Source organism: Streptomyces sp. NPDC058371 (genome assembly GCF_042723265.1).
GTDB lineage: Bacteria > Actinomycetota > Actinomycetes > Streptomycetales > Streptomycetaceae > Streptomyces.
This window is the reverse complement of record NZ_JBHXJC010000009.1, coordinates 1-13,513: the sequence shown is the minus strand read 5'-3', so window position 1 is coordinate 13,513 and position 13,513 is coordinate 1. Positions and strand designations below refer to the sequence as shown.

The following is a 13,513-nucleotide window of genomic DNA, read 5'->3' as shown; positions in this document are numbered from 1 at the left end:
CCGGGAGTGTCCGGAGACTGCCCGGACTTTCATCACGATCCGGTCTCGGGGTCTTGCCGGCGTGCGTGTAATCGATTCCAATTCCTCCGTGTAATCGATTCCACAAGGAGGTGGAGCGGCGATGGCGAGCATCAAGGATGTCGCCGCGGAGGCGGGCGTCTCCGTCGCCACGGTGTCCCGTGTGCTGAACGACCACCCGTCCGTGAGCCCCGCCGCGCGCAGCCGTGTCCTCGCCGCCGTCGCGTCGCTCGGCTACCGCCCGAACGCCGTCGCCCGCTCCCTGCGCACCGACCAGACCCGCACCCTCGGCCTGGTCATCAGCGACGTACTCAACCCGTACTTCACCGAACTGGCCCGCTCCGTCGAGGAGGAGGCCCGCGCCCTCGGCTACAGCGTCATCATCGGCAACGCCGACGAGCGCCCCGAGCTGCAGGACCACCACGTCCGTACGCTCCTCGACCGCCGTATCGACGGGCTGCTGGTCTCCCCCGCCGACGGCGGCTCCCCCGGGGTGCTGGACGCCGCGCGCGGGGGGACCCCGATGGTCTTCGTGGACCGCTGGATCCCGGGCGTGGACGTACCCGTCGTCCGGGCGGACGGGCGCAGCGCCATCGGCGACCTCGTCGCCCATCTGCACGGTCTCGGGCACCGCAGGCTCGCCATCATCGCGGGGCCGGCGGCGACCACCACCGGCAGCGAGCGCGTGCAGGCGTTCCGGGAGGCGCTCGGCGCGTACGGTCTCGCGCTGCCCGACGCCTACATAGGGCAGGGCGACTTCCAGGCCGAGAGCGGACGCCGGGCCACCGAGCGGTTCCTCGCCCTCGCCGAGCCGCCCGAGGTCGTCTTCGCCGCCGACAACCTGATGGCGCTCGGCGCGCTGGACGCGATCCGCGCACGCGGGATGAAGGTCCCCGACGACATCGCGCTCGCCGCCTTCGACGACATCCCGTGGTTCGTGCACACCGATCCGCCCATCACGGCGATCGCCCAGCCGACCGGCGAACTGGGCCGGGCCGCCGTACGCGCCCTGGTCGACCGCATCGAGGGGCGGCCTCCGCAGTCCGTCACCCTCCCCGCACGGCTGGTCGTACGCCGCTCGTGCGGCGAGTCCCCCGCAAGGAACAGGAGCAAGTCGTGAGCGACCAGGACGAGTTGCTGCGCATCGAGGGGATACGCAAGACCTTCCCCGGCGTCGTCGCGCTCGACAGCGTGGACTTCGATCTGCGCCGCGGCGAGGTGCATGTGCTGCTCGGCGAGAACGGCGCCGGCAAGAGCACGCTGATCAAGATGCTCTCCGGCGCCTACCGCCCCGACTCCGGGCGCGTTCTCGTCGACGGCCGGGAGGTGCGGATCCACGGCGCGCAGGACTCCGAGCGCCTCGGGATCGCCACCATCTACCAGGAGTTCAACCTGGTCCCCGATCTGACGGTCGCCGAGAACATCTTCCTGGGGCGGCAACCGCGCCGGTTCGGGCTGATCGACCGCAAGCGGATGGAGGCCGACGCCGCCGCGCTTCTGGAGCGGGTCGGTGTGCGGGTGTCGCCCCGCGCGCGGGTGCGTGAACTCGGCATCGCCCGGCTGCAGATGGTCGAGATCGCGAAGGCGCTCAGTCTCGACGCGCGCGTGCTGATCATGGACGAGCCGACGGCGGTGCTCACCTCCGAGGAGGTCGAGAAGCTGTTCCGGATCGTGCGCTCGCTGCGCGAGGACGGTGTCGGCGTCGTCTTCATCACCCACCATCTGGAGGAGATCGCCGCCCTGGGAGACCGGGTCACGGTCATCCGGGACGGCAGGAGCGTGGGCCAGGTGCCCGCGTCCGCCTCCGAGGACGAGCTCGTCCGCCTGATGGTGGGCCGGTCGATCGAGCAGCAGTACCCGCGGGAACGCGGTGACGCCGGGGGCGCGCTGCTGACCGTCGAGGGGCTGACCCGGGACGGTGTCTTCCACGACGTGAGCTTCGAGGTGCGGGCCGGTGAGGTCGTCGGCATCGCGGGGCTGGTGGGCGCGGGACGCACGGAGGTCGTCCGGGCCGTCTTCGGCGCCGATCCGTACGACAAGGGGTCGGTGGCGGTCGCCGGTGCGCGACTGCCCCGGCACGACGTCAACGCGGCGATGACCGCGGGCATCGGGCTCGTCCCCGAGGACCGCAAGGGCCAGGGGCTGCTCCTCGACGCCTCCGTCGAGGACAACCTGGGCCTGGTCACCCTGCGGGCGGCCACCCATGGCGGACTCGTCGACCTCAAGGGCCAGCGGGCGGCCGCCGCGCGGGTGGCGCAGCAGCTGGGCATCCGGATGGCCGGGATCGGTCAGCAGGTACGCACCCTGTCCGGCGGCAACCAGCAGAAGGTCGTCATCGGCAAGTGGCTGCTCGCCGACACCAAGGTGCTGATCCTCGACGAGCCGACGCGCGGTATCGACGTCGGCGCCAAGGTCGAGATCTACCAGCTCGTCAACGAACTGACGGCCGCCGGCGCCGCCGTCCTGATGGTCTCCAGCGATCTGCCCGAGGTGCTCGGCATGAGCGACCGGGTGCTGGTCATGGCCCAGGGCCGGATCGCGGGCGAGCTCACCGCCGACGAGGCGACGCAGGACGCGGTGATGGCGCTCGCCGTCAGCACACCCACCACCGCCAAGACCGGAACTACCGCTGTGGAGGACCCCCGTGGCCACTGACACGCATCTGAGCACATCGCGCGCGAGTGGCGCCTCGGCGGTCCGCCGCCTGCTGCTCGACAACGGCGCGCTCACCGCGCTCATCGTCCTCGTCGTCGCGATGTCGGCGCTGTCCGGCGACTTCCTGACGACGGACAACCTGCTCAACATCGGCGTCCAGGCGGCCGTGACCGCCATCCTCGCCTTCGGCGTCACCTTCGTGATCGTCTCGGCGGGCATCGACCTGTCGGTCGGTTCGGTCGCCGCCCTGTCCGCCACCGTCCTTGCCTGGATGGCGACTTCGGAGGGCGTCCCGGTCTGGATGGCGGTGATCCTCGCGGTCGCCACCGGCATCGCGTGCGGCCTGGTCAACGGCGTCCTGATCTCGTACGGGAAACTGCCGCCGTTCATCGCGACACTGGCCATGCTCTCGGTGGGCCGCGGTCTGTCGCTGGTGATCTCCCAGGGCAGCCCGATCGCGTTCCCCTCCTCCGTCTCGCATCTCGGGGACACCCTGGGCGGCTGGCTGCCGGTGCCGGTCCTGGTGATGATCGTGATGGGGCTGATCACGGCGGTCGTCCTCGGCCGTACGTACATCGGACGCTCCATGTACGCGATCGGCGGCAACGAGGAGGCGGCCCGGCTCTCCGGACTCCGCGTCAAGAAGCAGAAGCTCGCGATCTACGCGCTGTCCGGGCTGTTCGCCGCGGCCGCCGGCATCGTGCTCGCCTCCCGGCTCTCCTCCGCACAGCCGCAGGCGGCCCAGGGCTACGAGCTCGACGCGATCGCCGCGGTCGTCATCGGCGGCGCCTCGCTCGCGGGCGGCACCGGCAAGGCGTCCGGCACGCTGATCGGCGCGCTGATCCTGGCGGTGCTGCGCAACGGCCTCAACCTCCTGTCCGTGTCCGCCTTCTGGCAGCAGGTCGTCATCGGTGTCGTGATCGCGCTCGCGGTACTGCTCGACACCGTGCGGCGGAAGGCCGGGGCGACTCCGGTGGCCGCCGGTACGTCGAGCGGCGGCAAGGGCAAGCAGGCCGCCACCTATGTGATCGCGGCCGTGGTCGCGGCGGCCGTGGTGGGCGCGATGTCGTTCCTGCACAACGGTTCCGCCACGACGAGCCAGAAGCTGGGTCTGTCCCTGTCGACCCTGAACAACCCCTTCTTCGTACAGATCAAGGCGGGTGCGCAGGAGGAGGCGAAGAGGCTCGGCGCCGACCTGACCGTCACGGACGCCCAGAACGACGCCTCCCAGCAGGCCAACCAGCTGCAGAACTTCACCAGCGAGGGCCTCGGCTCGATCATCGTCAACCCGGTGGACTCGGACGCGGCGGGCCCCTCGGTACGCGCCGCCAACAAGGCGGACATCCCCGTCGTCGGCGTCGACCGGGGCGTGAACAAGGCCGAGACGGCCGCGCTGGTGGCCTCCGACAACGTCGCGGGCGGCAAGCTCGCCGCGAAGACGCTCGCCGACAAGCTCGGCGGCAAGGGCACCATCGCGATCCTGCAGGGCCAGGCGGGCACCTCCGCCAGCCGGGAGCGCGGGGCGGGCTTCGCCGCGGGTCTGAAGGACTATCCCGGCATCAAGGTCGTCGCCAAGCAGCCCGCGGACTTCGACCGCACCAAGGGCCTCGACGTCATGACGAACATGCTCCAGGGCCACCCGGACGTCCAGGGCGTCTTCGCCGAGAACGACGAGATGGCGCTCGGCGCGATCAAGGCGCTCGGCTCCAAGGCCGGCAAGTCGGTCGCCGTCATCGGCTTCGACGGCACGCCGGACGGGCTGTCGGCGGTCAAGGCGGGCACGTTGTACGCCTCGGTGGCCCAGCAGCCCAAGGAACTCGGCCGGATCGCGGTGCAGAACGCGCTCAAGGCCGCCGAGGGCAAGACGGTCCAGAAGACGGTGAAGGTGCCGGTGAAGGTGGTGACGTCCAAGAACGTGGCGGGCTTCGGCGGCTGACCGGTAGCGCCGCTTCTACGGCTGACCGGCCCGGCTGCTTCGAACGCTCGGCCGCGACGTGCCGCCGGCCGGGCCGGGTCCGGGACACTCGTCCCGGACCCGGCCCCATCGACGTACGGGGGTGACTCCCCCAGGAACGCACGGAGGTCCGCCTCCGTCGACGTACGGAAAGAGTGTGCTGATGTACGACTACGACCTGCTGGTCGTGGGATCGGCCAACGCCGACCTGGTCATCGGGGTCGAGCGGCGGCCCGCCGCCGGGGAGACGGTGCTCGGCTCCGACCTCGCCGTGCACCCGGGCGGCAAGGGCGCCAACCAGGCGGTCGCCGCCGCCCGGCTCGGGGCCCGTACGGCCCTGCTGGCCCGGGTCGGCGACGACGGACACGGGCGGCTGCTGCTCGACTCGCAGCGGGCGGCCGGGGTCGACACCGCGGGCGTACTCGTCGGCGGGGCGCCCACCGGGGTCGCACTGATCACCGTGGATCCGTCCGGGGACAACAGCATCGTCGTCTCGCCCGGCGCGAACGGACGGCTGACGCCCGCGGACATCCGTGCCGCCGGGGGTCTGCGTCTGCTGCACGCCTCCCGGGTGGTCTCGGCCCAGCTGGAGATCCCGCTGGAGACGGTCGTGGAGGTCGTACGGAACCTGGCGCCCGGCAGTCGCTTCGTGCTGAACCCGTCGCCTCCGGTGCCGCTGCCCGCCGAGGTGCTGGCCGCCTGTGACCCGCTGATCGTGAACGAGCACGAGGCCCGGGTCCTGCTCGGCGAGGCGGCGGGCCCCGAGCCCGAGGACTGGGCTCAGGCGCTGCTCGGTCTCGGTCCGCGGTCGGTCGTCGTCACGCTCGGTGCGGCGGGGGCGCTGGTGGCGGACGCGGACGGGACGACCCGGATTCCGTCGGTGAAGGTGACGGCCGTGGACACCACGGGGGCGGGGGACGCGTTCACCGCCGCGCTGGCCTGGCGGCTGGGCGCCGGCGCACCACTCGCCGAAGCCGCGGCACACGCGGCCCGGGTCGGGGCCGCCGCCGTCACCAAGGAGGGCGCTCAGGTGTCCTTCCCCACTGCCGAGGAGGTCGCGGCGCTGTGAAGAAGGCCGGAATCCTGAACCGCCATCTGGCCGGCGCCTTGGCCGAGTTGGGGCACGGGGACAGGGTGCTGGTGTGCGACGCCGGCATGCCGATCCCGACGGGGCCGCGCGTGGTCGACCTGGCCTTCCGGGCCGGGGTGCCGTCGTTCGCCGAGGTGCTCGACGGGCTGCTCGCGGAGCTGGTGGTGGAGGGCGGGACGGCCGCGGCGGAGGTCCGGACCGCGAACCCGGCGGCGACGGCGCTGCTGGAGGCGCGCCTGCCCGCGCTGGAGCTCGTCCCGCACGAGAAGCTCAAGGCCCTGTCGGCCGGGGCACGGCTGGTCGTCCGCACGGGAGAGGCACGGCCTTACGCGAATGTGCTGCTGCGGTGCGGGGTGTCTTTCTAGGCGGTTTCGTCGGGGGCGGGGGCGGGAGTGGGAGGGGGGCGGGAGCGGCTCCGGGGCGGGGCGGCTCCGAGGCGCGGGTGGTGAGCCAGTGCGAGGGTCGGTCGTCGAATCGGCGCCGCAGTCGCAGTCGTAGTTGCGGTCGCGGTCGCGGTCGCGGCAACATCGGCAACGAGACCGCCCGCGCGTCCACTCCGGAGGGCACCCGCACGGCCGAGAAGTGGACCGACCACTCCCAGCTGACCTCGCTGACCGTGGGCGGAAAGACATACACCGGGCAGTACGGATCCACCGACCAGAGGGAACGCATCCGCCTCGGGGACACCTACTTCCACAACGGACCGATCGGCCTGGCCGGCACCTCAACTGCCGGTGTGGACACGGGATTCAACCGCGAACCCGGGGGACCCTGAACTCCATGACGACCGCGGGCAAGGCGTACTACTACCTCACCGACGCCCTCGGCTCGCATTAGTACCGTTACGGCCGGTATCCCGGCGGATCGTATGTGCCATGGTTCGGGGCTGTCTGCCGCCAGCGGAAACTCAGGTGGCCTCAGCGCACCATCTGCGTAGAGTCGGGCGATGCCCGAGTTGAGACGGCTGCATGCCGGCCATGCCCCGGCGGTCCTGGCCTTCGAGCTGGCGAACCGCGCCTACTTCGCTGCCTCGGTACCCGACCGCGGCGACGAGTTCTACGACCGGTTCGCCGACCGGCACAGCGCCTTGCTGGCTGAGCAGGAGGCCGGCATCTGCGCCTTCTACGTGCTCGCCGCTGAGGATGGCTCGGTTCTGGGCCGGTTCAACCTTTACGACCTCGAGAACGGTGCTGCTGTGCTCGGCTACCGGGTTGCGCAGCATGTCTCCGGCCGCGGTGTGGCGACTGCGGCTGTCCGCGAGCTGTGCCGGCTGGCGGCGGCGCGGCACGGGCTCCGCACAGTGCGGGCGGCCACCTCCCGCGACAACGTGGCGTCCCAGAGGGTGTTGGCCAAAGCCGGGTTCGTCCCGGTTGGCCCGGCTGACCCAGCCGGCATCGGCGGTAAGCCCGGCACCTGGTATCAGCGTGACCTGGAAGTGCAGCCGTAGAGCGTGATCCTGCTGGTGGACTGGCCGCGGGAAGGCTGCGGCACCGCTGATCATCGGTGTGTGAAGACTGAAGACCTTGCGGTGGCCGCAGGTCACAGCGTTGATCCTGCCCGCCGGCAGGAGGCATTCGAGGTCCTGATGGGCCGGACAGCGCGCCGGTTCGCGCGGGTGGAGCCGGCGCCGGGTACGGGACTTGGGCACGGCAACAACAGCTGGACGCGGGCCCTTGCGGCCGGCGCGCCGTTCGTCCGTGGTGACGATGACAAATTTCGAAGGGGCCCGGTCCGTCGACCGGGCCCCCTCGGCTTTCCCCTCCGCATCAGAACCCCCGCGATCCCCCCGGATCCCCCTCCAGAAGTCCTGATGCCAAGCTAGACCCACGGGTTGCCCGAAGGGTTGCACGCTCTTCCGAGATTTTTTCGGCGTGCCGACAGATGGGGACGGACGTAGCGTTTGCCGCATGAGTGAAGAAACCTCTCCTTCGTTGCAGAAGGACGTGCTCGACGAGCTGGGCAACGACAAGCTCCAGGAGATCGCCGGGGTGCTGGGGACGGATGCGGCGGGCGCGCGGCAGGTGGTCGGGACAACGGTGTCCGAGCTGTCCGGCGGCGTACAGGAGGAGGCCGCGGCGGCGCCTCCCGAGGAGGCTCCGCTGCAGGGTGTGGTGACCCTGGGCGGAGTCGCGGGCGGTGGTCTGCTGGCCGGGATGCTGGCCAAGGTCAGCAAGCCCGTCGCGCAGGCCGTCGCCAAGAAGACGGGCCTGCCGGCGCCTGCCGTGACCAGGGTGATCGAGCTGGTGATCCCGGTGGTGCTGACCGTGCTGACCAAGCGCCGGGCGAAGAAGTAGGCGCGACGCTGGGCGAAAAGTAGGCACAGCGGCGGGCCGGGCGACGACGCTCCACCGGCTCACCCGGCATCCGAACCCGGCATCCGAAGCAGCGGTGAACGACCCCTGCACCCCAACCCGGCATCTGAAGCAGCGGTGAACGACCCCTGCATCCGACCCCGGCTACAGCACGTGCTCCACGAAGCGCGCCGCCGTCTCCGCGAGCACCTCGCGCCCGTCCCGCGCCCACAGCCCGTCGTTGAACAGCTCCACCTCGATCGGCCCGTCGTAACCGGCGGCCTCGACGTACCCCCGCCACTCCCGCATGTCGATGGCGCCGTCGCCGATCTGACCGCGCCCGGTCAGGACACCCGCGGGCAACGGAGTGGTCCAGTCGGCGAGTTGGAAGGTGTGGATGCGGCCGGCGGCACCCGCGCGGGCGATCTGTGCCGGCGCCGTGTCGTCCCACCAGATGTGGTACGTGTCCACCGTGACGCCCACCTGGTCCGCCGGGAAGCGTTCGGCAAGGTCCAGAGCCTGGGCGAGGGTGGACACCACGCAGCGGTCGGCGGCGTACATGGGGTGCAGCGGCTCGATGGCGAGGCGTACGCCGCGTTCGGCGCCGTAGGGGCCCAGTTCCGCGAGCGCGTCCGCGATGCGCTCGCGCGCGCCGTGCAGGTCCCTGGAGCCTGGCGGCAGTCCGCCGGAGACCAGCACCAGGGTGTCCGTGCCCAGCGTCGCGGCCTCGTCGATGGCGGCCCTGTTGTCGTCCAGGGCCCGGGCGCGCTCGGCCGGATCCAGGGCGGTGAAGAAGCCGCCGCGGCACAGGGTGGTGACGGTGAGCCCCGCGTCACCGACCAGCCGGGCGGTGGCCTCGACGCCGTACGCCTGGACGGGCTCGCGCCAGAGGCCGACGGATCCGATTCCCAACTCCCCGCACACCTTGGCCAGTTCGGGCAGGGAGAGTTGTTTCACCGTCATCTGGTTGATGCTGAACCGGGCGAGGTCGTCGGTGCTCACTGGGTCACTCCGTACAGGGTCAGCAGGTTCTTCATGCGGGACTCGGCCAGCTCCGGGTCCGGGAACAGGCCCAGTCCGTCGGCCAGTTCGTAGGCGCGCGCGAAGTGCGGGAGCGAGCGGGCCGACTGCAGGCCGCCCACCATCGTGAAGTGGGACTGGTGGCCCGCGAGCCAGGCCAGGAAGACGACGCCCGTCTTGTAGAAGCGGGTCGGCGTCCGGAAGAGATGGCGGGACAACTCAACTGTGGGATCGAGGAGTTCACGGAACCCCTTCACGTCCCCCGTGTCGAGGACGCGCACGGCCTCGGCGGCCAGCGGCCCCAGCGGGTCGAAGATGCCGAGCAGGGCGTGGCTGAAGCCCTGTTCGTCGCCGGCGATCAGCTCGGGGTAGTTGAAGTCGTCACCGGTGTAGCAGCGCACGCCCTGCGGGAGCCGGCGGCGCAGTTCGACCTCCCGGCGGGCGTCCAGGAGGGAGACCTTGATGCCGTCGATTTTGTCCGGGTGGGCGGCGATGACCTCCAGGAAGGTGTCGGTCGCGGTGTCGAGGTCCGCCGAACCCCAGTAGCCCTCCAGCGCCGGGTCGAACATCGGGCCCAGCCAGTGCAGGATCACCGGCTCGGCGGACTGCCTCAACAGATGGCCGTAGACGGCGAGATAGTCCTCGGCGTTCGTGGCGGCCGCGCACAGGGCGCGGGACGCCATGAGGATCGCCTGCGCGCCGGTGCCCTCCACCAGCGCGAGCTGCTCCTCGTATGCCGCCCGTACGTCGTCCAGGGAGCCGGAGACGATCTGGTCCGTGCCCACCCCGCACGCGATCCGGCCGCCGACCGCCTTCGCCTCGGCGGCGGACCGCCTGATCAGCTCGGCGGCGCCGGACCAGTCGAGGCCCATGCCGCGCTGCGCGGTGTCCATCGCCTCGGCGACGCCGAGCCCGTGGGACCACAGATGGCGCCGGAAGGCGAGGGTCGCCTCCCAGTCGACGGCGGCCGGGGAGTCGGGGGTGGTGTCCGCGTACGGGTCGGCGACGACATGCGCGGCGGAGAAGACCGTACGGGAGGTGAGGGGCGCGCCGGCGGAGCGGGCCGGCGGTGCGGAGCGCGGGGTGTGGGACCGGAACCCGCCCTGCCCGTCGGGGAGTCGAAGCGTCACAGCTGGATCTCCGGTACGTCGAGACGGCGGCCCTCGGCCGAGGACCTGAGGCCCAGTTCGGCGAGCTGGACACCGCGGGCGCCGGCCAGCAGGTCCCAGCGGTAGGGAGCGTCGGCGTAGACGTGCTTGAGGAAGAGCTCCCACTGGGCCTTGAAGCCGTTGTCGAACTCGGCGTTGTCCGGCACCTCCTGCCACTGGTCGCGGAAGGAGTACGTCGCCGGGATGTCGGGATTCCACACCGGCTTCGGCGTGGAACTGCGGTGCTGTGCACGGCAGTTGCGCAGCCCTGCGACCGCCGACCCTTCGGTGCCGTCCACCTGGAACTCCACGAGCTCGTCGCGGTTCACCCGCACCGCCCAGGAGGAGTTGATCTGCGCGACCGCCCCGCCCTCCAGCTCGAAGATGCCGTACGCGGCGTCGTCGGCGGTGGCGTCGTACGGCTTGTCCCGCTCGTCCCAGCGCTGCGGGATGTGGGTGGCGGTCAGCGCCTGCACGGAGCGGACCCGTCCGAACAGCTCGTGCAGGACGTACTCCCAGTGCGGGAACATGTCGACGACGATGCCGCCGCCGTCCTCGGCACGGTAGTTCCAGGACGGGCGCTGGGCACTCTGCCAGTCGCCCTCGAAGACCCAGTATCCGAACTCGCCCCGCACCGACAGGATCCGGCCGAAGAAGCCGCCGTCGATGAGCCGCTTGAGTTTCAGCAGCCCCGGCAGGAAGAGCTTGTCCTGGACGACTCCGTGCTTGATGCCCTTGGCGGCGGCCAGCCGGGCCAGCTCCAGGGCGCCGTCGAGGCCGGTCGCGGTCGGCTTCTCGGTGTAGATGTGCTTGCCGGCGGCGATCGCCTTCCTGATCGCCTCCTCACGGGCGGAGGTGACCTGCGCGTCGAAGTAGAGGTCGACGGACGGGTCGGCGAGGACCGCGTCCAGGTCCGTCGACCAGTGCTCCAGGCCGTGCCGCTCCGCGAGTGCCTTGAGGGCGTGCTCGCGCCGCCCGACCAGGACCGGTTCGGGCCACAGCACGGTGCCGTCGCCGAGGTCGAGGCCGCCCTGGTCGCGCAGGGCGAGGATCGAACGGACGAGGTGCTGGCGGTAGCCCATGCGCCCCGTCACGCCGTTCATGGCGATACGCACCGTCTTGCGAGTCACGTCATTCCCTTCGTACACGTCCGGCGCCGCGTACGCCCACGGCCGAGCGTCACAGCAAGCGCTTTCTATACGACTGTGAAGCTAGCTCCTGTGCAGCGGATCGGACAAGACCGTGCGGTCGAGATGTTCGACCGGGCGGACAAGAGGTACGGTCGCGCGGCGGGGATGTGGGGGTACGGCCGCGTTCGGGGGCATGGTCGATGGTCGACGACCCCTGGAGTGCCGTACGGCTGCGCCTGGCGCGAGTCCCTCGACCGGGTCACGCGGCACACCCCGCACGGCCGTACGCCCTCGCGCGGCCGACAGGATCCGGGCCCCCAGCCCGCGGTCGGCCGGAGTACGACCGAGAGACGCGCGACCGGAGGAACGACGAGATGACGGTGACCCTGGCGGACGTGGCGGCGCGCGCGCAGGTGTCGCCCGCGACCGTGTCGCGGGTGCTGAACGGGAACTACCCGGTGGCCGCGTCCACGCGGGAGCGGGTGCTGCAGGCCGTGGACGAGCTGGACTACGTGCTGAACGGGCCCGCGAGTTCGCTGGCCGCCGCCACGTCCGACCTGGTCGGGATCCTGGTCAACGACATCGCCGACCCCTTCTTCGGGATCATGGCGAGTGCGATCCAGTCGGAGATCGGCGGGCCCTTCGGGTCCGCTTCGCACCGGCAGCCCTCGAAGGTGATCGGGGGCGGACGCGCGGGCGGGGAGCGTCTCGCCGTCGTCTGCAACACGGGCGGCTCCCCGGAGCGCGAGCTCACCTACCTCACGCTCCTTCAGCGGCAGCGCGCCGCGGCGGTGGTGCTGACCGGCGGTGCCGTCGAGGACGCGGCCCACGGGGCGGCGGTCGCGACGAAGCTGCGGAGGCTGGCCGAGGCCGGGACGCGGGTCGTGCTCTGCGGGCGGCCACCGGTGCCCGAGGCGCCGGAGGCGATCGCCCTCACCTTCGACAACCGCGGGGGCGGGCAGCGGCTGACCGAGCATCTGATCGGGCTCGGTCACCGGCGCATCGGCTACATCACGGGGCCCGAGGAGCGGACCACCACGCGGCACCGGCTGGAGGGACATCAGGACGCGCTCGCCGCGCACGGGGTCGAGGACGATCCGAAGCGCACGGTGCGCGGAAGCTACGACCGTCGGTCCGGGTACGAGGCGACACTCGAACTCCTGCGCAGGGAACCGACGTTGACGGCTGTCGTGGCCGCGAACGACACGGTGGCCCTCGGCGCGTGTGCGGCACTGCGTGATGCGGGGCTCGACATCCCGGGGGATGTCTCCGTGGCCGGCTTCGACGATCTTCCCTTCAGCATCGACGTGGTGCCCGCGCTGACCACCGTGCGGTTGCCCCTTGCCGAGGCGGGGGCGCGGGCCGGGCGGATCGCCATGGGCCGGGAGGAGCCGCCCCCTGGCGGGGTCGCCGTGGTCCCGGCCGACCTGACGATCCGCGCGTCCACCACCGCCCCGCGTTCCTGAACCGGGGTCACCTCGGTGGGCCGGCGCCTACGGGCTGCCGCCCGCGTGCGCACCCGGCGCGGGTAGGGTGCGCCGATGTCATCGATCAAGCAGTTCCAGGTCACCTTCGACTGCGCGGAGCCCGAGCGTCTCGCTCGCTTCTGGTGCGAGGTGTTGGGGTACGTCGTACCGCCGCCACCGGCGGGGTTCGCCACTTGGGAAGATTTCAAGCGCTCGCTGCCACCGGAGCAGCAGGACGCATGGTTCGCCTGCGTCGACCCCTCGGGCGTGGGCCCGCGCCTGTACTTCCAGCGCGTCCCCGAAGGGAAGGCCGCCAAGAACCGGCTGCATCTTGACGTACGGGTGGGCACCGGACTCGTGGGGGAAGAGCGCCTCGCCGTACTTGAGGCCGAGTGCGCACGACTGGTCCCGCTCGGCGCGGTACACGTGCGCACGCTGTACGACGGCAATGATGCGTGCATTCCGATGCAGGACATCGAGGGCAACGAGTTCTGTATCGACTGAGCATCCTCGAAGCCGCGCGAGCGCTCGTGCCGCTGCTTCCGGTCGGGCACTTCCTGACCGAGCACGAGGAGCGGACCGATCCGGTCGGCCATCCGGTTCGTCCCGCAGCCAAGACGGCAGCCACCCTCCGCAACCCCATCGCACCCGCAGCCGCCCACGCACCGAAGGGGCCGTGCCGGTACATCAAATGCCCGTCGCCATGCGTGAGGACGGGCAAGCGAGCGCCCCCAGAAGACA

At 71.3% G+C, this 13,513-nt stretch carries 12 protein-coding genes and 1 pseudogene; 10 read left to right on the top strand and 3 right to left on the bottom strand.

Going from position 1 to position 13,513, the window contains the following annotated elements; all coding sequences use genetic code 11:
• Positions 1–121: 121 nt before the first annotated feature.
• The 8 genes and pseudogenes from ACFWM2_RS24705 to ACFWM2_RS24670 all read left to right on the top strand — a co-directional run bounded on the left by ACFWM2_RS24705 (position 122) and on the right by ACFWM2_RS24670 (position 8,011).
• On the top strand, positions 122–1,138 hold the full coding sequence (locus ACFWM2_RS24705) for a LacI family DNA-binding transcriptional regulator (RefSeq protein ID WP_383283788.1): 1,017 nt from the start codon (positions 122–124) through the stop codon (positions 1,136–1,138).
• The gene (locus tag ACFWM2_RS24700) at positions 1,135–2,673 is read left to right on the top strand and encodes a sugar ABC transporter ATP-binding protein (protein WP_383283785.1); all 1,539 of its coding nucleotides are present in this window, start codon (positions 1,135–1,137) and stop codon (positions 2,671–2,673) included. Before ACFWM2_RS24705 ends, ACFWM2_RS24700 begins: the two co-directional genes overlap by 4 nt.
• Positions 2,663–4,609, top strand: coding sequence for a substrate-binding domain-containing protein (locus ACFWM2_RS24695; protein ID WP_383283782.1), 1,947 nt, complete (start codon positions 2,663–2,665; stop codon positions 4,607–4,609). Before ACFWM2_RS24700 ends, ACFWM2_RS24695 begins: the two co-directional genes overlap by 11 nt.
• A 181-nt stretch (positions 4,610–4,790) precedes the next feature.
• Positions 4,791–5,696, top strand: a complete 906-nt coding sequence (locus ACFWM2_RS24690; RefSeq protein ID WP_383283779.1) for a ribokinase — start codon at positions 4,791–4,793, stop codon at positions 5,694–5,696.
• On the top strand, positions 5,693–6,082 hold the full coding sequence (gene rbsD, locus ACFWM2_RS24685; protein WP_383283776.1) for a D-ribose pyranase: 390 nt from the start codon (positions 5,693–5,695) through the stop codon (positions 6,080–6,082). Before ACFWM2_RS24690 ends, rbsD begins: the two co-directional genes overlap by 4 nt.
• A 161-nt stretch (positions 6,083–6,243) precedes the next feature.
• Positions 6,244–6,548, top strand: a pseudogene (locus ACFWM2_RS24680) (hypothetical protein); the annotation flags it as partial.
• Between the two features lie 115 nt (positions 6,549–6,663).
• Positions 6,664–7,164 (top strand): GNAT family N-acetyltransferase, encoded by a 501-nt coding sequence (locus tag ACFWM2_RS24675; protein ID WP_383283773.1) that lies wholly within the window; start codon positions 6,664–6,666, stop codon positions 7,162–7,164.
• Positions 7,165–7,624: 460 nt separating this feature from the next.
• The gene (locus ACFWM2_RS24670) at positions 7,625–8,011 is read left to right on the top strand and encodes a DUF937 domain-containing protein (RefSeq protein ID WP_383283771.1); all 387 of its coding nucleotides are present in this window, start codon (positions 7,625–7,627) and stop codon (positions 8,009–8,011) included.
• A gap of 162 nt (positions 8,012–8,173) precedes the next feature.
• Here ACFWM2_RS24670 and ACFWM2_RS24665 read toward each other — a convergent pair whose 3' ends face one another.
• Genes ACFWM2_RS24665 through ACFWM2_RS24655 form a run of 3 tightly spaced genes read right to left on the bottom strand, consistent with a single transcriptional unit; the run spans position 8,174 to position 11,306 of the window.
• Positions 8,174–8,971 carry a sugar phosphate isomerase/epimerase family protein gene (locus tag ACFWM2_RS24665; RefSeq protein WP_383284577.1) on the bottom strand — a complete coding sequence of 266 codons (798 nt, stop codon included), beginning with the start codon at positions 8,969–8,971 and terminating at the stop codon, positions 8,174–8,176.
• 35 nt (positions 8,972–9,006) lie between these two features.
• Positions 9,007–10,158 (bottom strand): dihydrodipicolinate synthase family protein, encoded by a 1,152-nt coding sequence (locus ACFWM2_RS24660; RefSeq protein WP_383283768.1) that lies wholly within the window; start codon positions 10,156–10,158, stop codon positions 9,007–9,009.
• Positions 10,155–11,306, bottom strand: coding sequence for a Gfo/Idh/MocA family protein (locus ACFWM2_RS24655; RefSeq protein ID WP_383283766.1), 1,152 nt, complete (start codon positions 11,304–11,306; stop codon positions 10,155–10,157). The genes ACFWM2_RS24660 and ACFWM2_RS24655 overlap by 4 nt, the downstream gene beginning before the upstream one ends.
• A gap of 374 nt (positions 11,307–11,680) precedes the next feature.
• Here ACFWM2_RS24655 and ACFWM2_RS24650 point away from each other — a divergent pair, with 374 nt between their 5' ends.
• Together ACFWM2_RS24650 and ACFWM2_RS24645 are read left to right on the top strand one after the other, a co-directional pair.
• Entirely contained in the window at positions 11,681–12,772 is a 1,092-nt protein-coding gene (locus ACFWM2_RS24650) for a LacI family DNA-binding transcriptional regulator (protein ID WP_383283763.1), read from the top strand.
• A gap of 75 nt (positions 12,773–12,847) precedes the next feature.
• Positions 12,848–13,276 (top strand): VOC family protein, encoded by a 429-nt coding sequence (locus tag ACFWM2_RS24645; RefSeq protein ID WP_383283761.1) that lies wholly within the window; start codon positions 12,848–12,850, stop codon positions 13,274–13,276.
• Positions 13,277–13,513: the final 237 nt, after the last annotated feature.

What these genes read in the sequence shown, in the direction of transcription:
- ACFWM2_RS24705 (WP_383283788.1), top strand. Translation starts at nt 122, where the DNA reads ATGGCGAGCATCAAGGATGTCGCCGCGGAGGCGGGCGTCTCCGTCGCC.
- ACFWM2_RS24650 (WP_383283763.1), top strand. Translation starts at nt 11,681, where the DNA reads ATGACGGTGACCCTGGCGGACGTGGCGGCGCGCGCGCAGGTGTCGCCC.
- ACFWM2_RS24675 (WP_383283773.1), top strand. Translation starts at nt 6,664, where the DNA reads ATGCCCGAGTTGAGACGGCTGCATGCCGGCCATGCCCCGGCGGTCCTG.
- ACFWM2_RS24690 (WP_383283779.1), top strand. Translation starts at nt 4,791, where the DNA reads ATGTACGACTACGACCTGCTGGTCGTGGGATCGGCCAACGCCGACCTG.
- ACFWM2_RS24645 (WP_383283761.1), top strand. Translation starts at nt 12,848, where the DNA reads ATGTCATCGATCAAGCAGTTCCAGGTCACCTTCGACTGCGCGGAGCCC.
- ACFWM2_RS24665 (WP_383284577.1), bottom strand. Translation starts at nt 8,971, where the DNA reads ATGACGGTGAAACAACTCTCCCTGCCCGAACTGGCCAAGGTGTGCGGG.
- ACFWM2_RS24670 (WP_383283771.1), top strand. Translation starts at nt 7,625, where the DNA reads ATGAGTGAAGAAACCTCTCCTTCGTTGCAGAAGGACGTGCTCGACGAG.